Origin of the sequence: Syntrophotalea carbinolica DSM 2380 (assembly GCF_000012885.1) — a bacterium.
Lineage (GTDB): Bacteria > Desulfobacterota > Desulfuromonadia > Desulfuromonadales > Syntrophotaleaceae > Syntrophotalea > Syntrophotalea carbinolica.
In genome coordinates this window covers 1759777-1782951 of sequence record NC_007498.2, presented here as the reverse complement: position 1 = coordinate 1782951, position 23175 = coordinate 1759777, and the positions used below count along the sequence as shown (strand labels likewise).

The 23175-nt window shown below is 53.2% G+C and carries 15 protein-coding genes and 1 riboswitch; of the genes, 1 reads left to right on the top strand and 14 read right to left on the bottom strand.

What is annotated here, in order from left to right; translation table 11 throughout:
* Nucleotides 1–5 precede the first annotated feature (5 nt).
* From PCAR_RS08515 to mutS, 10 genes are all read right to left on the bottom strand, one after another.
* Nucleotides 6–989, bottom strand: coding sequence for an ATP-grasp domain-containing protein (locus PCAR_RS08515; protein WP_011341249.1), 984 nt, complete (start codon nt 987–989; stop codon nt 6–8).
* Between the two features lie 126 nt (nt 990–1115).
* Nucleotides 1116–1727, bottom strand: coding sequence for a sugar transferase (locus PCAR_RS08510; RefSeq protein ID WP_041531314.1), 612 nt, complete (start codon nt 1725–1727; stop codon nt 1116–1118).
* Nucleotides 1728–1759: 32 nt separating this feature from the next.
* Nucleotides 1760–3142 carry a hypothetical protein gene (locus PCAR_RS08505; RefSeq protein WP_041531313.1) on the bottom strand — a complete coding sequence of 461 codons (1383 nt, stop codon included), beginning with the start codon at nt 3140–3142 and terminating at the stop codon, nt 1760–1762.
* Nucleotides 3143–3455: 313 nt separating this feature from the next.
* On the bottom strand, nt 3456–4808 hold the full coding sequence (locus PCAR_RS08500; protein ID WP_011341246.1) for a pectate lyase family protein: 1353 nt from the start codon (nt 4806–4808) through the stop codon (nt 3456–3458).
* Nucleotides 4809–4997: 189 nt separating this feature from the next.
* On the bottom strand, nt 4998–8093 hold the full coding sequence (locus PCAR_RS17815) for a Calx-beta domain-containing protein (protein WP_011341245.1): 3096 nt from the start codon (nt 8091–8093) through the stop codon (nt 4998–5000).
* 161 nt (nt 8094–8254) lie between these two features.
* A riboswitch (cyclic di-GMP riboswitch) is annotated at nt 8255–8333 on the bottom strand.
* 924 nt (nt 8334–9257) lie between these two features.
* Nucleotides 9258–10463 (bottom strand): cofactor-independent phosphoglycerate mutase, encoded by a 1206-nt coding sequence (locus PCAR_RS08485; RefSeq protein WP_011341243.1) that lies wholly within the window; start codon nt 10461–10463, stop codon nt 9258–9260.
* Between the two features lie 30 nt (nt 10464–10493).
* On the bottom strand, nt 10494–11381 hold the full coding sequence (gene xerD / locus PCAR_RS08480; RefSeq protein ID WP_011341242.1) for a site-specific tyrosine recombinase XerD: 888 nt from the start codon (nt 11379–11381) through the stop codon (nt 10494–10496).
* A gap of 86 nt (nt 11382–11467) precedes the next feature.
* The gene (glnD, locus tag PCAR_RS08475) at nt 11468–14188 is read right to left on the bottom strand and encodes a [protein-PII] uridylyltransferase (RefSeq protein ID WP_011341241.1); all 2721 of its coding nucleotides are present in this window, start codon (nt 14186–14188) and stop codon (nt 11468–11470) included.
* The gene (locus PCAR_RS17810) at nt 14185–15918 is read right to left on the bottom strand and encodes an N-acetylmuramoyl-L-alanine amidase (protein WP_011341240.1); all 1734 of its coding nucleotides are present in this window, start codon (nt 15916–15918) and stop codon (nt 14185–14187) included. Before PCAR_RS17810 ends, glnD begins: the two co-directional genes overlap by 4 nt.
* 3 nt (nt 15919–15921) lie before the next feature.
* Entirely contained in the window at nt 15922–18534 is a 2613-nt protein-coding gene (gene mutS, locus PCAR_RS08465; protein WP_011341239.1) for a DNA mismatch repair protein MutS, read from the bottom strand.
* A 373-nt stretch (nt 18535–18907) separates the two neighbouring features.
* Between mutS and PCAR_RS08460 the strand changes: the two genes are divergently transcribed.
* On the top strand, nt 18908–19852 hold the full coding sequence (locus PCAR_RS08460; protein WP_011341238.1) for a cation diffusion facilitator family transporter: 945 nt from the start codon (nt 18908–18910) through the stop codon (nt 19850–19852).
* 105 nt (nt 19853–19957) lie between these two features.
* Here PCAR_RS08460 and PCAR_RS08455 read toward each other — a convergent pair whose 3' ends face one another.
* From PCAR_RS08455 to PCAR_RS08440, 4 genes are all read right to left on the bottom strand, one after another.
* Nucleotides 19958–21049 carry a 6-phosphofructokinase gene (locus PCAR_RS08455; protein WP_011341237.1) on the bottom strand — a complete coding sequence of 364 codons (1092 nt, stop codon included), beginning with the start codon at nt 21047–21049 and terminating at the stop codon, nt 19958–19960.
* Between the two features lie 78 nt (nt 21050–21127).
* A complete protein-coding gene (locus tag PCAR_RS08450; protein ID WP_011341236.1) occupies nt 21128–22087 on the bottom strand; it encodes an ROK family protein in 960 nt (319 codons plus the stop codon).
* Entirely contained in the window at nt 22084–22494 is a 411-nt protein-coding gene (locus tag PCAR_RS08445) for an ExbD/TolR family protein (protein WP_011341235.1), read from the bottom strand. The genes PCAR_RS08450 and PCAR_RS08445 overlap by 4 nt, the downstream gene beginning before the upstream one ends.
* Nucleotides 22495–22497: 3 nt before the next feature.
* Nucleotides 22498–23097 carry a MotA/TolQ/ExbB proton channel family protein gene (locus PCAR_RS08440; protein ID WP_011341234.1) on the bottom strand — a complete coding sequence of 200 codons (600 nt, stop codon included), beginning with the start codon at nt 23095–23097 and terminating at the stop codon, nt 22498–22500.
* Between the last annotated feature and the right edge of the window lie 78 nt (nt 23098–23175).

The window sequence follows — 23175 nt, the reverse complement described above, 5'->3', positions numbered from 1 at the left end:
CTTGTTCAGCGCAAAATATCTTTTTTGTCGATCATGACCTCATGGAACATGCGCATGATTATTTTGTTTTTTTCATAGCTGGCGGGAGGGAGGGCTTCACCAAGGATCGAATTGCGATACATCATATCCGGTTCGTTGATGCCCACCATGGCACGAAATGGCGTGGTCCCCGAAAATCTCGGGTTGATTTCGAAAATGAAAAACTCGTTTCCGACCTTGCGCAATTGAATATTAAGGGGACCCCGCGAACCGAGAGCGACCGCGACCCTGGCACAATAATCTTCTATCTCTACATACCCATCGATATGGGCTGTGAGCGTCGCCCCTGCAATCATCCGCCTTTTCATAGCGATTTTACTGATAACACGTCCATCCTTATCTGAAAAAACCCCAACCGTATATTCCTGATCCTGCCGCCCTACCACTTTTTGGATAACAACCGGAATGTTGTTTTTCGCCATGACGTCCAGAACAAAGGAAAGCTCCTGTTCGTTTTCCACGATGTGAATGTTTTGGGAACCGTGTCCGAAAACCGGTTTGATGATGAATGGAAAACTGCTGGACTGAAGAGCGTGGTTGATATTTTCAGGCAGAAAGGTATCAGGGACATGAACAAAATCGAATTGTTTTAGGGTCTTGAAGGTGCTCCACGAATCTTGGAAAGTGGTGATGATTTCGGGGCGGTTGACCATGGGCTGGATGCTTTCTGCCAATAACGCCTTTCGATCTCGAGACAGCACTTTGGTTTCGATTTCCGAGCCTGGATAAACAGCCTTGATTTGATGAGTTTTGCAAATGTCCACCAATTTTGCCAAGTATTCCGGAGACGTTGCGGAAGGCAAGACAAAAGGTGTGGTCAGCTTTGGCATGGACGGAAAAAACGGTTCGTTATTGCCGCCAAACACCTCATAATTATTCATTATCAAGGCTTTGGCTATCCCCTCGCCGACACCGCAACCACCTAGCCCGGTCACAAATACTTTGTACATGTTTTCCCCTTTCCGGAGAATCCGGACACTTCGCAAAACAACCGACCTGCGATCCTCATTACCCTTATATTATGCCATGTTTTCTCAAGCCTTCCCGGTCGTCACTAAATCAGTGAAAAGGAAAATTCAATCTTTATCCTGCCTCACGTATAAGCCTTTGGCAAACATGACATTAACAACCGTTTTGAATATGATTTTAAGGTCTAAAAGCAAAGAATAACTCTCTATATAAATCAGGTCATGTTCAATCCTTTCAGCATGAGAGATTTCATTTCTTCCACTGATTTGCGCCAGGCCGGTTACCCCGGGCAAGACATCTACTTTATGTTTTTGACGCGATGTATATTTCTCGTAGAATTCAGGCAGATCCGGGCGGGGTCCGATGAAGCTCATGTCCCCTTTTAAAATATTGAAAAGCTGGGGCAACTCGTCCAGGCTGGAGGTTCGAAGAATCTTCCCTATCCTCGTTACCCTCGTATCGTCCGCGGCATTATAGGTACTGCCGTCAGGGTTTCTGAGATCGATTGCCCCAGGTACCATCGTCCGGAACTTATAGATGAAAAAAATCTTTCCGCGATACCCGAGGCGTTTTTGCCTAAACAGAACCGGGCCATTGTTGTCAGCCTTAATGACAATGGAAAGAATGAGAAAAACAGGACTTAAAACAACGAGCATGAAAACGGCAAGAATCCTGTCGCAGATCCTTTTGATCGAATATTGGATGCGGTTTCTAACCATATTGGATCTACCATCTCTGGAATGGATACCCATCAAGCCTTTCGGGTATTCAGGGCTGCTTCACGCTGAAAGTCGCGCCGCCGGCAAAGCAACAACAATGCCGTTCCGATCACCAGATAAAATCCGATTTTCAGCGAGATAACCGGACCGCCATACATAATCCGGAAACCAAGAAATAGCATCCAGGCCACTCTGAATACTTCAATAATCGTTTCATTGCGACCGGAGAACAAACGGTCGGCCATCCTGAGGGTGGCTCCGAATATAAGCAGCTGAAGCACCACGCCGATAACTCCGCCACTGTAGTATCCGAAAGAAATCAGGTCGATAGGCATGGGACCGTTAAACTGTGCAAAATTAAAACTATCCGCGGTCTCCGGTAGATTGACATGAAATATTCGCTTTGGAACCAGATAGGCAATGGCCAATGGGAAGTCGACGAACAAGTGATAAGGAACCTCGTAAGGAACAGCAAAACAAACCGTATTGGCTATAGATACCAGGGGAAAAGCGAATTCGCTCAATATAGACACCAGGACAGAAGATTTTTCAGACCCAAGCAATAGAATTTTGCGCGAAATGGCCTCTGGATCGATGATGATATGGGCAAACTGTTTCCCGAACAGGATCACAAATACGGCCAGACCGAGTCCGAACAAAAGGGGCCGTATTTTCAGACGCCCACGGATCATCATACTGACCAATGGAAAGGTAACAACGTAGGAAACGAACCCCAAGCGGCCGGCCATATGAAACAGTTGAACCAGGGACAACAGAAAAGTTACAAAAAACAGCGAACCATAAAACCAGGTTCGACGAGGCTTCTTGAAATCCTTCCACAAGGCGTAATAAAAGAAGGACGAGGATAAAAGCAGAGGCGAGATGTTCTTCAAAAAAGCATAAGGGGTTATCACAGGCGGGTTATCGGATCTCATAGGTCCGGCCAGCCTGATCAATTCAATAAATCCACCAAGCTCCCGAGCGTAAATGAGCAAAGATGATCCGCCCACCACTGCAAGCAATGTACCGCATATAAACAGTGACTTTTGGCTATAAGCACAAGGACTGTCTATATCGGAAAGCGTATCCGTTCGTCTAAATCCATTACAAAGAGAGGAAACCATCCCCCCGGATCCGCAATAACCGAAAAACAGGAGCAGATAGCCGGCCAAGGCGTAGATCTCACCGTAAACCAAAGCAATCGGCTCCAGGGTATGAAACTTCAACCAGCCGAAGCCCGAGTCTGCAAGGCCAGTGTGACTAAAGTAGGCGACCATGATCGGGCAGACGACAAAAACGATGAAGTAGAGCAGACTCAAAAACCCGAAAAAGTCCATGAGTCGGTGGTTTTTGGGCCGAACCATTTCGATCACAACGATCAACAATCCAAGAGTGGCAGCGATAAGGGTAAGCATATTTTGCTCTTGGCACCCCCATAAAAACATCCCTGAGTATACGTTAAGTCAGCAATCCAGCGGCGATCCGACCTGTCGACAATACGCGCTTTCGAATCACCGTGGAATGTGGTCAGCAGGTTCTACTTCAGCATAACAAAAACCGCACACCCCGCAAGGCCACGCCGACTCCGCCACATGCCCTGGCATGAGCCCTGCGGAACAATCTCCACAGAACCCCCTGGCTACTGGCCAGCATTCAGAGAAATCACAGAAACAAAAAGAGAATTGAAATACCCACCAGTAGGATCGAGGCAGCGATATATCGGCGACGTTATTCGACAGATGCAGCCATCTGATGCAATACTTCCTCGATATTGGTGTAGCCGTCACCGTCGTCGTCGCCGTTGGGATTGCCAGGCGCGACAAACTGCCGGGTGTTCTGGGCATACGTCGGCCAACCGCCGCCCTGAGCAGGGGTGTCGATCATGGCCCCGCTGCCGTTCCAGACGTCACTTATGACTCGCTCGTCGATTCTGTCGCCGTAGGTCGTCCAGCGCTCTGCCGGCCGTGCGCCGCTGTTTTTCAGCACATAACTTTTAACGCTGTCCGTCGGAAGGATGGTGACGTTGTCGTAGGGCACCGGCGGCGTCGACACCTGCGGATTGCCCCAGGACGGAGGATCCATCAGCGGTACGGAAGCCACCGACTCGTCAAGGCGCTGTATGAGGTTATCGGAGGCGTAAACCTGCGAACCGGATTTGGTATTGTCGGCCCACCACAGCGGAGCCTGGGTCGCATACTCCGGACCATCCCGGAAAACATTGCCGACGGTCGATTGGAACAGCGGCCCGGCACCATAGGAATCGCTGTAGTGCATGCGACCGCTGCGGCCGGCATTGTACACGTAGTTATTGATCACCACCGAGGTGGTGCCACCCTTGGCGTTCGGACCGTTGCGGTCGTCGCTCGAGGAAATCAGATTGCGCAACACGGTTACCTTCTTGGCATAGTCACCGATGAGGAACCCTTTGGAGTGGGCGCCTTTGGGGTGAATCGAGTTATCCAGACCTTCGCTGACAATGCAGTTGGAAATGGTGATGTTGTCCAGTCGACTGTTGCTATATCCCCACAGCCCGATGACCTCGTCGACCGCCCACTGAAAGGAACAATGGTCAACGACAACGTTGTAGATATCCGAATGACCGACGATCCCCAGGCAATCCCGTTCCCCTTCTTCGGAAGTGTTGTAGGAGCGCTCATCGCCCGGACGTACGCGGATATGCTGAATCACCACATCATGGGCGGATACTTTAAGCCGCCGGTTTTTCAACATGATGCCCGGAGCCGGAGCGGTCTGACCGGCGATGGTGATATAGGGGTTGGTAATGATCAGCTCGCTCTGCAGCTCAATGATGCCGGAGACTTCAAACACCACGATTCGGGCACCGCTGGCCTGTATGGCGGCACGCAAAGATCCCGTACCGCTGTCGTTAAGATTGGTGACCTTAATGATCTGACCGCCTCGACCGCCAGGCGTTTCGGTACCATAGCCTTCGGCACCAGGGTAAATTTTCAACTCACCCCGCTGCGGGGAGATTTGGTAATAACTGCAGGTAGTTAACATGCAGCACATAACGACCATGGCAAACGACATCCAGATGTAGAGAAAAAGATTACGGGCCATGGCTCTGATCCTCTTATGAAAAAAGGCTGAAAGTCATACTCTTAATGTCATTATAACAAGCCATCTCTAATTACAATAACCCCACAGACCGAAAGCCATATCCGATACAGCCTATAAAAAACGGGGTCGTCCAAAGAACGACCCCGCGCGTAACATATGCATAATATCTGTAATGACGTTATCCGTCGTTTATTCGACAGCGGCAGCCATCTGATGCAATACTTCCTCGATATTGGTGTAGCCGTCTCCGTCGTCGTCGCCGTTGGGATTGGCAGGCGCGACAAACTGCCGGGTGTTCTTAGCATATGTCGGCCAACCGCCGCCCTGGGCAGGGGTGTCGATCATGGCCCCGCTGCCGTTCCAGACGTCATTTATGACCCGCTCGTCGAGACTGTCGCCGGCACTCGTTCCACGCTCGGCAGGTCGCGCTCCGCAGTTCTGCAATACGTAGCTTTTGACACTGCTCGTCGGAAGGATGGTGACGTTGTCGTAGGGCACCGGCGGCGTCGACACCTGCGGATTGCCCCAGGACGGAGGATCCATCAGCGGTACGGAAGCCACCGACTCGTCAAGCCGCTGTATGAGGTTATCCGAGGCGTAGACTTGCGAACCGGACTTGGTATTGTCGGCCCACCACAGCGGAGCCTGGGTCGCATACTCCGGACCATCCCGGAAAACATTGCCGACGGTCGATTGAAACAGGGTCCCGGCATTGTAGGAATCGCTGTAGTGCATGCGACCGCTGCGGCCGGCATTGTACACGTAGTTATTAATCACCACCGAGGTGGTGCCACCCTTGGCGTTCGGGCCGTTGCGGTCGTCGCTTGAAGAAATCAGGTTGCGCAGTACGGTTACCTTCTTGGCATAGTCACCGATAAGGAACCCTTTGGAGTGGGCGCCTTCCGGGTGAATCGAGTTATCCAGACCTTCGCTGACAATGCAGTTGGAAATGGTGATGTTGTCCAGTCGACTGTTGCTATATCCCCACAGCCCGATGACCTCGTCGACCGCCCACTGAAAGGAGCAATGGTCAACCACAACGTTGTAGATATCCGAATGACCGACGATCCCCAGGCAATCCCGTTCCCCTTCTTCGGAAGTGTTGTAGGAGCGCTCATCGCCCGGACGTACGCGGATATGCTGAATCACCACATCATGGGCGGATACTTTAAGCCGCCGGTTTTTCAACATGATGCCCGGAGCCGGAGCGGTCTGACCGGCGATGGTGATATAGGGGTTGGTAATGATCAGCTCGCTCTGCAGCTCAATAATGCCGGAGACTTCAAACACCACGATTCGAGCGCCGCTGGCCTGTATGGCGGCACGCAAAGATCCCGTACCGCTGTCGTTAAGATTGGTGACCTTGATGATCTGACCGCCTCGGCCGCCACCCGTTTCGGTACCATAGCCCTCGGCACCCGGGAAAGTCGGCAAATAACCCAGATCCGGATTCACGGTCGTGCCGGAATCGATATCGTTATCCACAATGGTTACGGTCGATTCGGTCACCGCCCCCAAGGTCGTTCCGCCGGTGGGATTCTGCATCAATACGGTAAAGGTTTCGTCATTTTCCGCCAAAGCATCGTCGGTAATGCCGATACTGATGGTCTTCTGGCTTTCGCCGTCGGCGAAGTTCACCACGGTCCAGGAAAAACTGCTGTAGTCGGTAGCGTAATCGGCCGTCACACCCAGGGTACGCACCTCGACGGCGGCTGCGCCGGAAGTACCGCCGACCCGCTTCAGCAGTACATCAACCGTGCCGCCATCTTCATCGACGGAATAAGCGGCTGCCGAAAATTCAAAACTACCCGGCTCCGTGGAGGCGGAGGCAATATTGACGGTTACCGTTACAGGCGAAGACGTGGTCTGATTGCCCGCTTCGTCATAGGCAACAACGGTAAGATTATGCGTACCGTTATCGGTTTCGCTAACATCCAATGAAGCCGAGTAAGTATTGGTGGTATCGGTCCCAATCAAGTTGCTTCCGTCATAAAATTCAACCTTACTGACGGCAACATTGTCACTGGCTTCGGCCACGATGGTCAAAGTCTGAGCGCTGGTCACTTCAAGGCCCGACAAAGGTGTGGTAATGGCTGCAACCGGTGCTGTGGTATCGCCAACCGCCGCTTCGTCGTTATCGACGATAGTTACGGTGGATTCGGTCACGGAACCGAGACTGGTACCACCGGTGGGATTCTGCAACAACACGGTAAAAGTTTCGTTGTCTTCCACCGCTGCATCGTCGGTAACGGCAATGCTGATAGGCTTCTGGGTTTCGCCATCGGCAAAATTTACCGTGGTCCAGGAAAAACTGCTGTAGTCAGTGGCGTAATCGGCCGTCACGCCCAGGGTGCGCACCTCGACGGTAGCCGCACCGGAAGTACCGCCAACCCGCTTCAGCAGAACATCGACCGTGCCGCCGTCTTCAGCGACAGAGTAACCGGCCGCCGCAAACTCGAAACTACCCGGCTCCGTGGAGACAGGAGCCTCTGCTTCGTCGTTGTCAACAATGGTTACGGTGGCTTCGGTCACAGAACCGAGACTGGTGCCACCGGTGGGATTCTGCAACAACACGGTAAAAGTTTCGTTGTCTTCCACCGCTGCATCGTCGGTAACGGCAATGCTGATAGGCTTCTGGGTTTCGCCATCGGCAAAATTCACCGTGGTCCAGGAAAAACTGCTGTAGTCAGTGGCATAATCAGCCGTCACCCCCATGGTACGCACCCCGACGGTAGCCGCACCGGAAGTACCGCCAACCCGCTTCAGCAAAACATCGACCGTGCCGCCGTCTTCAGCAACAGAATAGCCGGCCTGCGCAAATTCGAAACTGCCGGGCAAGGAGTCGTTATCGACAATGGTTACCGCAGTACTGGTAACGGTGCCGAGCGTCGTTCCGTCGCTGGGTTTTCGCAACAAAACATTCAACGTTTCGCTGGATTCCTGCTCCGCATCATCGTTAATGACAACGCTGACGGTTTTTTGGGTCTGGCCATCGGCAAAGCTGACTGTGGTCCAGGAGAAACTCTCGTAATCGGTTTTCCAATCGGTAGTATCCGACAGAGTACGTACCTGAACGGTTGCTGAACCGGACGCGCCACCGACACGCTTCAAAAGAACATTGGCCTGACCGGCGCCTTCATCGACAGAGTAACTGCTTGCATCGAACTCAAAGCTTCCGGTTGCTGCCGCAGCTCTTGCGGGAATAGCCATTTGCATGACAAGCAACAGCACACAAATCAGCCCTCCCATGGTAGATAGATTTTTTAGTAAGGATTTTCTTCTCATATGCTCCCTCTTAATGTTTTTTTTTAGACACCGAATCAACCGGGTCTCTCAATTTTTTGTACCTGTGCGGGCACAAAAAAATGGCGCTGCCGTTATAATTCCAGAGCAAAGCGCCGCAGATGTACCTACTGACCTTGAAGTGTTTTGAAGAATTAAGGATTTTCGGCAACCCGGCTATCCATGAACCATGGACCCGTGGTTTTGCGTGGCCAGATTACTCTGACTTTGCCTTGAACGAAAATTGCTTCCTCATACCATCGACATACCCTCCCAAATCATGTTGGTAATGTAACCCGTCGACATCGAGCGGATATCCGCGCGACCGTATCCTTAGGCCGTCATTTCGTGACGCGCTAAGCATAGAGCAACGGCCATGCCAAAACTTCCCTCGATAATTCGGACACTTAAATGCCTTCTCAGCAGGTTTTTCATAATGAAAAACCTGTCGTTAATATGGTTCGGTCTCATTTCTTTTTTAAGATATACTCCATCTAATGATTTTTTTGCGAGGAAGGCAGGATAGTAATTGTAACGGTAAGTTACAGGGAAAGAGCAAACCATCGGAGGGGTGGAATAATTGGAACCCACTTACCTTTACGTGGAAATTGAACAGATTTTTTGATCTAAAAATTCAATACTTGGACAGTTTCTTCCTGAGTATCCGAACAGATTATGAGAACGATGAAGTGAGGCAGCCTTGTCCTCGTAAAATATTCCATTTGGGAGTGTCACTACCTGGCGACACCTTAGCTCGTGCAGGAAAGCGTCACATAAAATTATATTTCCGTGTATTTTCGGGCACTTAAAAATATACGAAAGCCCCACCAAAACAACATATCGACAAAAACAGGCCCGCCGGAAGGTTTGTCGTTATACTGTGACACCTTGCGGTCCATGGGATCTGTTTCAAAGACTAAAAAAACCGCCCCTGCCAACACCGAACCTCTTTCGCTCAAAAACCAGCATACAATGCCGAATTTTTCTTTGGAATACAAATACTTACAACGAAGCTCTTGAAACACACCCTATTGGAATAAATCTTGTTCAACACACCCGTCGCTTGATTTTTTCGACCAGGTCTGGGCAATTGACAAAAAATGGCCGGTCGGATTACTCCGACCGGCCATTTGACGAAAACCTAACCGCATGAAGACAGTTGTTAATTCAGCAACCGACCAATTTCTCCATAAGACGGAACCCCTGGTCGATAAACAGCCCCGTCGAAGCGGCTGACGATTCGTCATATCCGGCGACCGGCTGGTCGGTCAGGAATTCTCCTGTGGAGTCATAAAGAATAAACGGCACCGGTTTATCCGTATGCGTCATAAGCCTCAAGGGAGTCGGGTGATCGGGCGCTACCAACAGGCGGAAATCCCCCATGGATTGCATGCCCTCGACAATCGTCCCCACCACCAGCTTGTCAAACGATTCGATCGCCTGGATTTTCTCCTGGACCAGCCCCCCATGCGAAGCTTCGTCGGGTGCTTCGACATGAACATAGACATAATCACGGGTTTTCAGGGCTTCCAGCGCAAATTCGGCTTTGCCGAGATAATTGGTATCCAGATAACCGGTAGCGCCGGGAACGTCGATAACATCCAGGCCGGCATAGATGCCGATGCCTTTGATCAGATCGACGGCGGAAATAACGGCTCCGCTCAAACCGAAACGTTCCTGCAGGGTCTGCATGTGCGGTGCGCGCCCCTGCCCCCACAACCACATGGCATTGGCCGGTCGTTTCCCTTCGGACCGACGCCGTTCATTGACGGGGTGCGAAGCAAGGATGCCACGGGCTCGTTCCATCAGTTCCAGCAGGATTTCGGCCCCCTCACCGCGCGGCAACTGCCCTTCGACGGACTGACCGGTAATATCGTGCGGCGGAGTAAAATTCATGCTGTCGATTCCACCGCGCCAGACCAGAAGATGACGGTAGGACACGCCGGGATAAAACTGAAACTGCTCGGTACCGAGTTCCCGCTGCAGGGTCAGCACGATGTCCCGTGCTTCCTCGGTGGAAATGTGCCCGGCAGAGAAATCTTCCATGATCTGCTGATCGTCGTTCTCGCCGAGGGTCACCAGATTGAGGCGAAAGGAGACATCCTCCGCATTCAGAGATACCCCCATACTGGCTGCCTCAAGGGGTGAACGCCCGCTATAACAGCTGGCAGGGTCATAGCCGAACACCGAAAGATTGGCAACATCGCTGCCGGGGGGAAACCCCTCGGGAATCGTCTGGGCAAGGCCAACCTGCCCTTCCCGGGCGAGCCGGTCCATAAACGGCGTATGAGCACATTGCAGCGGAGTCTTGCCGCCAAGTTCGGCCATGGGCTCATCGGCCATGCCGTCTCCTAATAAAACTACATACTTCATGGTATCCTCTGTCGATATGGTCGCCAGCTCTCACCCACGCGGGTGATGCTGTTGGTGAATAACCTTCATTCGCTCTCTGGTTACATGGGTATAAATCTGGGTGGTGGAAATATCCGCATGCCCCAGCATCGCCTGGACGGCACGCAGGTCGGCGCCGTTATCCAGCAGGTGGGTAGCAAATGAATGTCGCAAAGTGTGAGGCGTAATATTTTTATTGATGCCCGCCTCCATCGCTCTGCGCTTCATCATCTTCCAGAACCCCTGTCGTGTCAACCCGTTACCTGAACGATTCAAAAACAAAAACCCCGAACCGACCTCGCCCGCCAACTCGCCACGGCCATGGGATAAATACTCAAGAACAGCCTCTCTGGCGGCATCTCCCAAAGGCACGATACGCTGCTTGGCGCGCTTGCCGAAGGCCGTGAGATAACCGACATCGAGCTGTAAATCCTGCAAGGTAAGTCCTACCAGTTCCGACACCCGCAGGCCTGTGGCATAGAGAATTTCCAGCATGGCCTTGTCACGCAAATCAAAACAGGTGGTATTGCCAGGGGCGCTGAGAAGGCTTTCAACCTCGTCAGGCGTCAATATTTGCGGTAACTTGGCAAAGCTTTTGGGTGCCGCCACCTGCGCAGCGGGATTGGTCGTTGCCAGATTCTCGGCCAGCAAAAAACGATGAAACATACGCAACGAAACCAGTTTGCGGGCGCGACTGCGAGCCGACAGCCCCCGTTCCTTGAGAGCCGACAAAAAGGCCACCACCATGGGCGGGCTGACCTGCTCCAAGCCTGTTACCCCCTTGACAGAGAGAAATTCCAGATATCGGGCAAGGTCGCGCCCGTAGGCATCCAGGGTATTGGCGGAGAGGCCTTTTTCGACCACCAGATAATTAAGAAAAAGGTCGAGATATTGATCCATAAATCACTGATATAAATAGTGTCTTTTACTGATTGCCCGGAGACACTCTCCGTGCCAACCGATACATTCAGGCAGAGTTTCTTCCATCACAGCTTCTCATGATCGAGGCAGTTGAGAAGCTGCGATCGCACCTCTTCCATACGATCGGGATCGGTAATCTTTTGACTGAAAATGTCTTTGACATAAAAGGTATCGGCAACCTGGTCGACCTTGGTCGATATTTTGGCGACCCCCAGATACAGTCCCAAATCACGCAATGTCCGGCAGATCCGATACAGCACACCGACTTCATCGTGCGTAAAAACGTCCAACACGGTGTAATCCTGAGACACCTCATTATCGATATCGACACGACTGGGTACTTTGGGATGACCGGCATCGGCCCAAAAAACAGGCCGCTGACGCTTGCGAATCAGATCCTCGACTTTGAGTCTTCCCTCGATGACGGCCAGCAGCGACTCCTCCACCGTGCGCCATTTTTCACTGGTCGCGTCGGCATAACCGGAAGGTCCCTTGACCTGGAGGATATCAAATGCGGTACCGTCACGCTGGGTAAAGATCTGCGCACCGAAGATATTGATTCCGTAAGCGGCCATAACCCCGGTAATCATCGTAAACAATCCCGGCATGTCGTGGGTAACGATCGTCAGCTGCGTATAGAAACCGTCAGGCCCGTCGGCCACAAAAAATCCGAGACGCTTATCGCGGCTGCCATGAATCAGGCGGATATGCTCAGCGATGCTATGACTGCGGAAGGACAACAGGTAGCGGGTACTGGCTTTGCGCAACCGATCCGCCACGACCTTGGCATCGATTTCGTCTTCCAGCAGAGTTTGGATTTTCCGTTTACGGTTGCGTATCTTTTCAGAACGTTTTTCCAGCAGGAAATTGCCCCGCTCCAGAACCAGGTGGGTTTTATCGAAAAGTTCGCACAGCAACATCGATTTCCATGCGGTCCACACATCCGGACCGACGGCCCTTAAATCGGCGAAGGTAAGCAGATAAAGCATCTTCAGATTTTCGCTCATCCCCATAGTGCGAGCAAAATCGATAATAAGCCGATCGTCATGCATATCGCGACGCTGGGAAATATGCGCCATCTTTAAATGATGCCGCACCAGAAACTCCAGCCGCTGACTGTCTTCGCGGCTCAAACCCAGGCGCCGCGCGACAGTGGGCATCATATCCGCCCCTTTATTGCAGTGATCGCGCCCCTCCCCTTTACCTACATCGTGCAACAGCATGGCCAGCAAAAGCAGCTCGCGCTTTTCGATATCGTTGGCCACCCCCGTCAAGCTCGGCAGTTCCGTTGCGTACTCCCCCTCCCACAACTTGAGTAGCTCGCCGATGGCAAACAGCGAATGGGAATCAACGGTAAAAACATGATACGCATCGTGTTGCACCCTGCAGTAGATGCGTCCGAATTCGGGAATGAAATGATTGAGAAACCGCAGGTAGTGCATATCCTTCAAAGCCTGCATGACTCCGCGATGGTAACGTAGGATATCCATGAAGGTATCCACCATCGGCCTGGAGCGACGAACCGCATTATTGATACGATGAAGATTCTCGCGAATTCGGTTTTTAACCTGCGGACTCAAAGCCACCTCGTGCAACTGCGCAAGGCGGAATGCCAGCATCATGCGCTCGGGATGTTCCTCAAACAGGTTGCTCCGGGAAAGCCGCAACTCGCCATGAAGCGTGTAAAAACCTTCTTCGACCGTACGTCGCGATATGGTCTTGGCACTTGGAGTCGGTGCGGATTGATCGTGCAGCCGCACCTTATCTATCAGGTGCGATGATATGACTTCAACGTGCACGGCGTGGGCATAATAATCCTGCATAAACTGTTCGACCGCCAGGGCGCGCTTGTTGTCTTTGTAACCGAGGAATTTCGCTATTTTTTCCTGCTGATCGAAGCGGAGCTGCTCGTTTTTGCCGGTGGACAGAAAATGGAGTTCATTACGTATGCGCCACAGGTAGTCATACGCCCCCTCGAACTCGACATATTCCTTTTCGGTCATGATGCCCTTAAGAACCAACTCGTAGAGGGAACGCGCCTTGAATTTAACCTGAGCCAACCACTGAGCGGTATGCAGATCCCGCAATCCGCCTTCGCCTTCTTTAATATTAGGCTCGAGCAGATACACGGAGGAACCGTATTTACCTAAGCGCCTGGAACTCTCGTCCAATTTTTCCGAGATATACCCCTTGCTGTTCCAGTTGAGGACCTTGTCCAACACGCCTTTTTCATATTCCTGAAAACATTTCTCGCTGCCACACAAATACCGCGAATCGAGCAGTGCGGTCCGAGCGGTAAGATCCTTCTCGGCAATGTCGATACAATGCCGGGCGGTTCGGATGCTGTAACCGACATCGAGCCCCAGATCCCACAACAGATAAAGCATGCGCTCGGAAACCTGTTCGGTAAATTTTTTCCCCTTGCCGTTATGGAAAAACATAATGTCGATATCAGAGCGTGGATTGAGCTGACATCGTCCATAACCGCCCAAGGCGATGACGGTACACCCGACCCGACCTTTTCCCGGCAGATCCGAAGCTGCAAAATCATAGAGCAAGGCCATCATCGCATCGGCGACATCGGTAAGCCTTGCCACCACTTCATGCCCGCTAGCACCGCGACGGTGATATGCCATGACCACATCCCGGCAATGGCTCCAATAGCTTGTTGCCGCTTCGAGCAGGTCCTTGCGACGATCGTCATAGGGACGCGAAGTATCCCGAGTTATGCTTTGCAGGGCATCGGGAAGTTCAAGATTATCGGACAGATCGGGGATAGAATTCATTTGTTTGCGATCGTTTTAGAATCTTGGGAAAAAGTATGGACAGCACGCGCAATGGCACGGGCCGCGCGTTCCTGATACTTGGAACTGCGCAGTCTGCTCTCCTCGGTTTTATTGCTGATAAAAGCCGCTTCGACCAACACCGAAGGCATATTGGCCCCCAGCAGGACATAAAAAGGCCCCTGGCGCACCCCATGGTTTTTAACCGGGGAATAGTGCTTGCTCAGATTATCCACCAGCGACTTTTGAATTTCGGCGGCAAGTCGGCTGGATTCGTTGATTTTGGCATTGGCCATAAGATCGAACAGAATAAGCTCCAGATCGCTGACCTGCTTCAGAGATGTGCCGTTCTCCCTGGCTGCAACTGCAGCAGCCTTGTCGTTCTTGGAAAAATTGAGGTAATAGGTCTCGACCCCTTGCGCTTTGCGATTATTACTGGCATTGGCGTGGATGGACAGGAAAAGGTCCGCACCTACGCGATTGGCAATGGCGGTTCGTTCTTCCAGGGGCAGAAAAACATCCTTGTCGCGGGTCAGGATAACCTGGCAGCCAAGCTCTTTTTCGAGCCGGACGGCAAGTCGCTTGGCCAGGGCGAGAGTAATATCCTTTTCCTTGACGCCGCTGGGCCCGATGGCCCCAGGATCCTTACCGCCATGGCCGGCGTCGACAACGATGCGGCGCAATTTCCCCGAAACCCGGGAGGCAGGCAGGGTGACTTTTAAAGGTTTCTCCGCGGGTGATTTATCCAGAACCTTGGCGATGGCATCCCCATCTTTGGATACAGGCGCGTGCAGTACAGGCCGCGCGGTTTTCAAACTGGCCGGACGTCGCCCCGACACATCGATAACGATACGTTGCGGGTTGCCCAGAGTGAAAATCTTGTAATCCTCGTACGTTTCCAGATCCAGAACAATCCGCGCCAGATCATCGGAAGGGTTACCGACACGAATGCTTCGCAAAAGACCGTCACCGACTTTCTGGACAGCGGGCACCTGATCATCGACGTTGCCGTCTTTAATATCCACATAAAGACGGACCGGTTGCCCTTCCCTTTTGTCGGCTTGCAGCAGATGTGGGGTATAATGCCCGGTGCGAGTCATCTCAATAACCACACGGGTGTAATCCGGACTCGACCAATAGCGGACCTGATGAATCTTCAAGGGCCCGGAAGCATCGCTCCGGGCACTATCTGACGCAGCGGATTTCCCGACACTGCGCTTTGGCGCATAGGCCGACAAGCGCTTTGCGCCCTCACGGCAAAGCGCAAGCATGTCGCCGCGGGGATGCTTGTCGACTCCCTGCTTGTAGCGCACATAGGCTTCTGAACGGTTATCTAGGTTGTGCTCAAGAATACGTCCGGCCAGATAACAGGCATCGTCCGCCAGGTTACTGGTCGGGTATTTTTTTGCCAGGCGGTCATAAAATTCAAGGGCCTGCCGCGCGTCGCCCTTGCGCCTGGAAATCGCATATAGACCCTCGCTGGCTTTGCCCCCCATATACAAGGCATCATCAGCCCGGCCGTGGCGTGGGTAAGACTCGGCTACCTTTTTGAATCCCTGGATCACCTGCTCCCAATTTTCGCGATAAAGTTTGCCTTTCGAAGAATTCTGCAACTGACGATATTCCGCTTTTGCATGAACAAAAGCCCGTTCTCCGGCATCCGCTGCGGCGAATGCGGGCAAAACAGGCAGCAAAATCAGAAAAATTGCTAAAAAATATCGCAAGACTTTCATCTATCAGACCAATTTTTGAAGTTCATGGAGAAAGTTAAGCCCCTCAAGGGGTGAAATGGTGGAGATATCGAGTGCCGCCAACTTTTCACGAACGGGATCGGCGGCGGCGTCAAACAAGGACATTTGAGGGTTCGGCCTGTGTTGCCCTCCGCCTGCACGTTGTGCAAGACGCGGCTGCCCTTCCTCCGCCAGCTCCCCCGATTCGAGATTGACAAGGATCTCCTTGGCCCGGTCGATAACAGCCACCGGCAGACCGGCAAGCCGCGCCACCTGAATACCGTAGGAGTGGCTGGCAGGCCCTTTGACGATCTTGCGCAAAAAGATGATCTGTTCGTTCCATTCCCGCACGGCAATGTTCAGATTCTTTACCCTCTCACAGGTCAGGATAAGATCGGTCAGCTCATGATAGTGGGTGGCGAAAAGGGTTTTAGCCGCCACATGTCCGTTATCATGCAAATACTCCGCCACTGCCCACGCAATACTGATGCCGTCGAATGTGGAGGTGCCCCGACCGATTTCGTCAAGCACGATGAGGCTGCGGGAGGTGGCATGGTTGAGAATGTGCGCCGCCTCCGTCATCTCGACCATGAATGTCGATTGTCCCTGGGCAAGATTATCGCTGGCGCCGACCCGTGTAAAGATACGGTCGACCAACCCGATATGGGCGGAGGCGGCCGGCACCAGGCTGCCCATATGCGCCATCAGGGTAATCAGGGCCACCTGCCGCATATAAGTCGATTTACCGGCCATGTTCGGTCCGGTAATCACCATGATCTGGTTTTCCCGGCAATCCATCTCCACATCGTTGGGAACAAAGTGTTCCCCCAGATTCATGGCCTCGATAACGGGATGGCGACCGTCCCGAATGACAAGCCGGTCACTGTCATCCATAGTCGGACAGACATAATCGCAACTGTGGGCAACATCGGCCAGAGACAAGAGCACATCGAGTTCCGCCAGGGCCTCGGCGGTCCGCTGTACCCGTTCCCCCTGCTCCGCGACCCGTTCGCGCAAATCCTGAAACAGCTCGAACTCCAGATCGAACAACCGATCTTCCGCACCGAGAACTTTTTCCTCATACTCCTTGAGCTGGGGAGTAAAAAACCGTTCAGCATTGGCCAGGGTCTGTTTCCGCTGATAGTCTTCAGGCACCCGCCCCAGATGGGTCCGTGTGACTTCGATATAATAGCCGAACACTTTATTAAAGCGTACCTTCAGCGAACCGATGCCGGTGCGTTCACGCTCATCGGCCTCCAGCTTGGCAATCCATTCTTTGCCGTTGCGACGGATATCCCGCAATTCATCGAGTTCGAGATGGTAACCATCGCACATCAAACCTCCCTCGCGCAGCACAAACGGCGGATCCTCGACGATAGCACGGCCAATCAGCTCAGCCATATCCGTCAGGGGGTCGATACGGGAGCCGATCCCGGCGGCAAGAGGGGCGGAGAGTTCATCCAGATGCTGCAGAATCCGCGGCAGCTTTTCAAACGATTTTCGGAGTGCGACAAGATCCTTGGCATTGGCGTGGCCCATGGCGATCTTGCTGTTAAGCCGCTCCAGATCGTAGACGCCGTCCAGATCGGCACGAAGATCGCCACGCACCAGGCTTTGCCCCACCAGCTCCTGCACAGACAGATGTCGATCCCGGATCGCCTTCAGATCCACCAGGGGATGATGGATCCACTGGCGGATTTTGCGTCCCCCCATCGCCGTCACGGTGCGATCGAGAACCCCGAGCAGCGAACCTTTGCGGCCGCCATCCTGCAAGGTGGCCGTCAATTCCAGGTTGCGGCGTGTGCTGTTGTCCAGCACCATATAATCGCGGCTGTGATACGTCACCAAGGGCCGGATATGACCTGCAACACCTTTTTGAGTCTGTTCGACATAGTACACGACCCCACCGGCTGCACGGACGGCCTCGGGAAGACGGGCACAACCGAAGCTCTCCAGGGATCCGCAGTTGAAAAACGACTGCAAACGCTGCCCGCACGCTTCGAGATCACATACCCAATCAGGCAACGGATTGATCAGCCAGCTTCCGGACGCCCCCTGCAACAACTGTTCGCAGAACTGCTGTTGATCTTCGGAAACAAGAATTTCACGGGGTTGCAACGACACCACTTCGCTGCATGCGGCCTCCCGTCCCTCGACCTCGGTAACACGAAACTCGCCGGTTGTAATATCGAGCACCGCAATACCGTAGCGCTCCTGGGCAGAGACGGCGATCGCCGCAAGAAAATTATTTTCCTTGGGCGTCAGCGTATCGGCATCGACCACCAGTCCGGGCGTTACCACCCGCACCACTTCGCGTTTGACGATGCCCTTGACCGTCTTGGGATCTTCAACCTGCTCGCAGATCGCAACCTTATGGCCGGCTTCAACCAATCGCGCCACATAGGGTTGACAACTGTGATATGGGATGCCGCATAAAGGAACCTCCTCGGCGGCGCCTTTATTACGGGAAGTCAGGGTAATATCGAGAATTCGCGAAGCGGTAACGGCATCCTCCATGAACATCTCGTAAAAATCGCCAAGGCGAAAAAACAAAATGGCATCGGGATACTGCGCCTTTATGTCCAGATACTGGCGCATCATGGGGGTTAACTTGGTCATAGTACTGAAAAATCCTGCATTCTTCGGCAAGCTGTCACGCACCGAATTGAAAAAGATTAAAAATTACGCGCATGTTAACAAACCACAGTGGCTAAGTAAATACGGATCACTATCCTTTTCCACAACACCGGTATCATGGTGAAAAAGACAGGCAAAACCATGGAGATGCTTTATAATTAGGGGAAATAACTCCGAGGTTATCCTTAATGAAAAAGAAACTGGGCCTCGATTTTTGAGAATACCTGTGCTAATTTTGCCGCACGTCTTCTATTCATGGTTTTAAAAAAAATGCATCTCGTATTCATTGCCTTTGGTGATGCCTCTGCTTCCACCGGACTCTCATCCACAATAGCCCGATTTTGACTGATTATTTATGCAGAATCTTTCCCAACGTAAAATCCGTGCAGCGCGCATTTCCATGGCCACAGCCACAGGCCTGACCTTGCTGAAACTGGTTACCGGTTTCCTCACCGGTTCGATGGCTGTGCTGTCTTCCGCCATCGATTCGTTGCTCGACATCGTGATGTCGGTGGCCAACTTCCTGGCTATACGCCAGGCGGAACAACCGCCCGACCCCAAACACCCCTTCGGGCACGGCAAATTCGAAACTCTGGCAACCATCGTGCAGGCCCTGGCCATTGGCCTGTCCGGCGGATGGGTCTGCTATGAATCGGGGCGCCGACTCTTGACAGGTATCACCCTCGGTCATCTGGAAGGCGGCATGGCCGTACTGGCATTCAGTGCCGTGGTTTCGTGGCAGATCGGACGCTTTCTTATCCGCACCGCTCGCGAAACGGAATCAACCGCCCTTAAGGCCGATTCCCTTCACTTCACCATGGATGTCTATACCAATCTCGCTCTGCTGGTCGGCCTTTTCGCCATCCGCCTGTTCCATATCGCCTGGCTTGATCCCGTGCTGTCCATCGTCGTAGCGCTGTATATTTTCTATCAGGCCTTCGGTCTGTTCCGTTTCGGGCTGCAGGATATTCTGGATGAACGCTTGCCTGAAACGATTCGTGAAGAAATCGCCACTATCCTCGAACAGCATCGCGGTAAACTGCTGGGCTACCATCGGCTTCGTACTCGGAGAGCCGGGTCTCAGAAAATCATCGATTTCCACCTCACCCTCTGCAAGCACTTGTCGGTGGGAGAGGCCCATGACATCGCCGACCATCTGGAAAAACACATGAAGGACCGCATCGGGCGCGCCGACATCACCATCCATGTCGAACCGTGCCCTTATCCGACATGCCCCGGCCGCAACAAATGCCCCGGCGATTTCCCCCTTGGCAAAGATGAGTCCGCAAATAAAAAATAACCGGGATGCCTGTAAGCACCCCGGTACGATCCCGGCAAAAGAATAAGTGCCGACACCGGCACCAGACCCCTGAATATCACATCAGCCCGTCAAGACAAAGTCCCCTCAGCGTCCCAGCATGATACCCAGTTGCTCTGCCGTCCACACCAGATTCGCATCCGGATCGACCAGATTTTGTCCATCAACAGCCTGTTCGATGGGCACCGACACAACATCCCGGCCACGCAGGGCGACCATGTGCCCGTACTCTTCCCGTTCGATAAGCTGCACCGCGCGCACCCCAAAACGGCTGGCCAGGATACGATCAAAAGGCGACGGTGTTCCGCCGCGCTGGACATGTCCCAGCACCACGACACGGGTTTCCAATCCTTTGCGGCGCCCGATTTCAGCGGCTACATAATGACCGATGCCGCCGAGGCGCTCAAGACCATGAGTCTGATCGGCCGAAGCCTGGACGATTTTACGTCCCCCTTTGGGAAAAGCCCCCTCGGCCACAACGATAATCGAAAACCGACTGCCTCGCGCGCGCCTGTCCATGATGTGGTCACATACCAGATCCAGGTCAAAGGGTATTTCAGGCAACAAGATCACCTCTGCGGAACCGGCAATGCCTGCTTCCAGGGCGATCCAGCCTGCATCCCTTCCCATCACCTCGACCACCATGACGCGATGATGACTTTCGGCAGTCGTCTGCAAACGATCGAGAGCTTCGGTGACGATGCCGACCGCGGTATTGTAGCCGAAAGTAACGTCCGTCTCCTGCAAATCGTTATCGATCGTCTTGGGCACACCGACGACCGGTATCCCGAGATCGCTCAAGCGCCGGGCGATCTTGAGCGTCCCATCACCGCCCACGGCCACCAGCGCATCCGCTCCAAGCTTCTGAAAATGGTCCACGACCTGTCTGGACACATCCTTGAGAATAACGTCGCCATTTTCGTTGGCCACCGGATAACGAAAGGGGTTTCCTCGATTGCTGGTACCCAAAATGGTCCCGCCGCGCGGGAGTATGCCGCACACCGATTTGAGATCAAGTTCCCGGCATCGCGGCCCTTCAACAAGACCGTCGAAACCGTCTTCAACCCCCAGCACACGCCAGCCCCGCTGTAAAACGGCAGCCCTCACCACACCGCGAATCACACCGTTCAATCCGGGACAATCACCGCCACCGTTCAATAGGGCAATACATCGACTCATTTATCATTCCCCTGTTGTAAAATGCTGGATTTCAGATGCGCGGTTCAAGCTCAGCCGCAAAAAAACACTTCCGGAAATTCACTTTGCCCGGAGCATTTCTCGAACCAGGCTGGCCGCACCGAGAATACCGGCCTTATCACCCAAAAGCGCTGGCTTTATCTGCATGCGGCGAGCTGCCACGGCAAAGGCCCTATGCTCCAACTCGGCACGCAAAGAAGGAAGAAAAAGATCAAAACTGGCACCGACCCCTCCCCCTATCACGGCAGCCTCCAGATTGAGAAGGTTGGCAACGCCGGCAAGCACCTGACCAAGATAACGACCAGCGACCTCAAAAGCGCCCATCGCAGCAGCATCTCCATTCAAAGCGGCCACAGCAACCTCCTCGGCCGTCTTAGGCTGAACGGCAGGCACATGGATCTTTGAGGTTCCACGACGGACCATAGCCTGATAATTCCTGACCACCGCCGGCCCGGAAGCGTATTGCTCAAGGCAACCTCGGGAACCGCAGCCACAAAGATACCCGTCAGGCTCAACAACAATATGACCAACTTCGCCGGCCGCACCGTCGCAACCACTCCACAGTTGCCGCCGCACGATCAGACCTCCGCCGACGCCCGTCCCGAGAGTCACCATAAGGAAATCGGAACAATCCCGTCCGGCGCCCCAATGAGCCTCCCCCAGGGCAATGGCATTGACATCGTTGGCAACCCGAACCGACATTCCGAGTTCATGGCAAAGACGTTCTCTCAACGCCAATCCGTTAAAAGGGGGCAGATTCGGCGCCACGGTAATGGATCCATCAGCTGCAACCAGGCCGGGGAAACCCAGACCCAGTCCCTCGATCAGGAAACCTTGCGCCTGAGCATCAGCCATCATGGAGCGACAAAACCCCAGAAACCGACGCCAAAAACAGTCAAAGCCCGAGTCGATATCCGTGGCAAAGTTTTGCAGACAAAGCAATTCCCCGGAACCGGTCACCAACGCCCCGCGGCAATTGGTGCCTCCAAGATCAATGCCGATCACAACCGATGGGTTCATGGATTTTTGGCATACTCCGTAGCTATGGCAAGCTTTCCAAACCCATTCACTTTAGCCAGGTCCATAAGCCGCACCACCTGACCATGCAGGGCATTTTTGTCAGCGAGCAATACAAAGGTCATGGCACCGGCCTCAGATCTGTAAGCGCGAAGGCGCCGCTCGAGCTCTTGCTGGGAAACCTTCTCCTTGCCAAGCGATATCTCACCGTCCTGCGACAGATAGACCTTCACCTCGCGGACTTCGGATTCGGAAACCTGCGAGGAAGATTCAGGCAGCTTGACGTCGATACCCGGCGCCTCGACAAAGGTGGTAGAGATCATGAAAAATATCAGCAACAGAAAAACCACGTCCACCATGGAGGTCAGGTCGACACGCGGTGCTTCACGTTTTTTACGAAGAAAGGCCATGAATTATTCTCCCAGCATGTCGACCAGACGCAAGGAACTTTCTTCCATTTTGAGAACCATAAGATCCAAACGACTGGTCAGATACTTGTGCAGGAGAATGGTAGGAATGGCAACCGCCAATCCGGATGCCGTAGTGATCAATGCTTCGGAAATACCGCCGCCAAGCGTTTCGGGAGTACCCATTCCAGCGGTGGCAATGACCGTAAACGCGCGAATCATACCGAGAACGGTGCCCAGCAGACCGAGCAGTGGCGAAATAGTAGCGATGGTACCAAGCAATCCCAGGTAGCGTTCCAGGGGAGCCGACTCTCGACTTCCCGTCTCCTCGACAACGGTCTTGATCTGATCGCGGGTCCTTCCATGGGCGCGCAGAGCCGCCAACAGAATCCGCGCCAGCGGAGTGTCGCTGCGCTGACAAACAACAATGGCCTCGTCGATGCGGAGCTTGGAGACCAGGTTTTCCACCTCGCGAACCAATTCGTCACGACCTCGGCCTACGCGAAAAAAGATCCATAAGCGCTCGAAAAAAATGGCCATTGCCATAATCGAACAGAGCAGAATCGGATACATGAGGGGGCCGCCCTTTTGAAAAATCTCCAGCATGGTTTCACGCGTTCCTTTCACGACAGAAGTAACCCCGGACAGACATCATGCAAAACCTTAGCGATGTATGTTCAGGTA

What these genes read in the sequence shown, in the direction of transcription:
- PCAR_RS08515 (WP_011341249.1), bottom strand. Translation starts at nt 989, where the DNA reads ATGTACAAAGTATTTGTGACCGGGCTAGGTGGTTGCGGTGTCGGCGAG.
- PCAR_RS08510 (WP_041531314.1), bottom strand. Translation starts at nt 1,727, where the DNA reads ATGGTTAGAAACCGCATCCAATATTCGATCAAAAGGATCTGCGACAGG.
- PCAR_RS08505 (WP_041531313.1), bottom strand. Translation starts at nt 3,142, where the DNA reads ATGCTTACCCTTATCGCTGCCACTCTTGGATTGTTGATCGTTGTGATC.
- PCAR_RS08500 (WP_011341246.1), bottom strand. Translation starts at nt 4,808, where the DNA reads ATGGCCCGTAATCTTTTTCTCTACATCTGGATGTCGTTTGCCATGGTC.
- PCAR_RS17815 (WP_011341245.1), bottom strand. Translation starts at nt 8,093, where the DNA reads ATGAGAAGAAAATCCTTACTAAAAAATCTATCTACCATGGGAGGGCTG.
- PCAR_RS08485 (WP_011341243.1), bottom strand. Translation starts at nt 10,463, where the DNA reads ATGAAGTATGTAGTTTTATTAGGAGACGGCATGGCCGATGAGCCCATG.
- xerD (WP_011341242.1), bottom strand. Translation starts at nt 11,381, where the DNA reads ATGGATCAATATCTCGACCTTTTTCTTAATTATCTGGTGGTCGAAAAA.
- glnD (WP_011341241.1), bottom strand. Translation starts at nt 14,188, where the DNA reads ATGAATTCTATCCCCGATCTGTCCGATAATCTTGAACTTCCCGATGCC.
- PCAR_RS17810 (WP_011341240.1), bottom strand. Translation starts at nt 15,918, where the DNA reads ATGAAAGTCTTGCGATATTTTTTAGCAATTTTTCTGATTTTGCTGCCT.
- mutS (WP_011341239.1), bottom strand. Translation starts at nt 18,534, where the DNA reads ATGACCAAGTTAACCCCCATGATGCGCCAGTATCTGGACATAAAGGCG.
- PCAR_RS08460 (WP_011341238.1), top strand. Translation starts at nt 18,908, where the DNA reads ATGCAGAATCTTTCCCAACGTAAAATCCGTGCAGCGCGCATTTCCATG.
- PCAR_RS08455 (WP_011341237.1), bottom strand. Translation starts at nt 21,049, where the DNA reads ATGAGTCGATGTATTGCCCTATTGAACGGTGGCGGTGATTGTCCCGGA.
- PCAR_RS08450 (WP_011341236.1), bottom strand. Translation starts at nt 22,087, where the DNA reads ATGAACCCATCGGTTGTGATCGGCATTGATCTTGGAGGCACCAATTGC.
- PCAR_RS08445 (WP_011341235.1), bottom strand. Translation starts at nt 22,494, where the DNA reads ATGGCCTTTCTTCGTAAAAAACGTGAAGCACCGCGTGTCGACCTGACC.
- PCAR_RS08440 (WP_011341234.1), bottom strand. Translation starts at nt 23,097, where the DNA reads ATGCTGGAGATTTTTCAAAAGGGCGGCCCCCTCATGTATCCGATTCTG.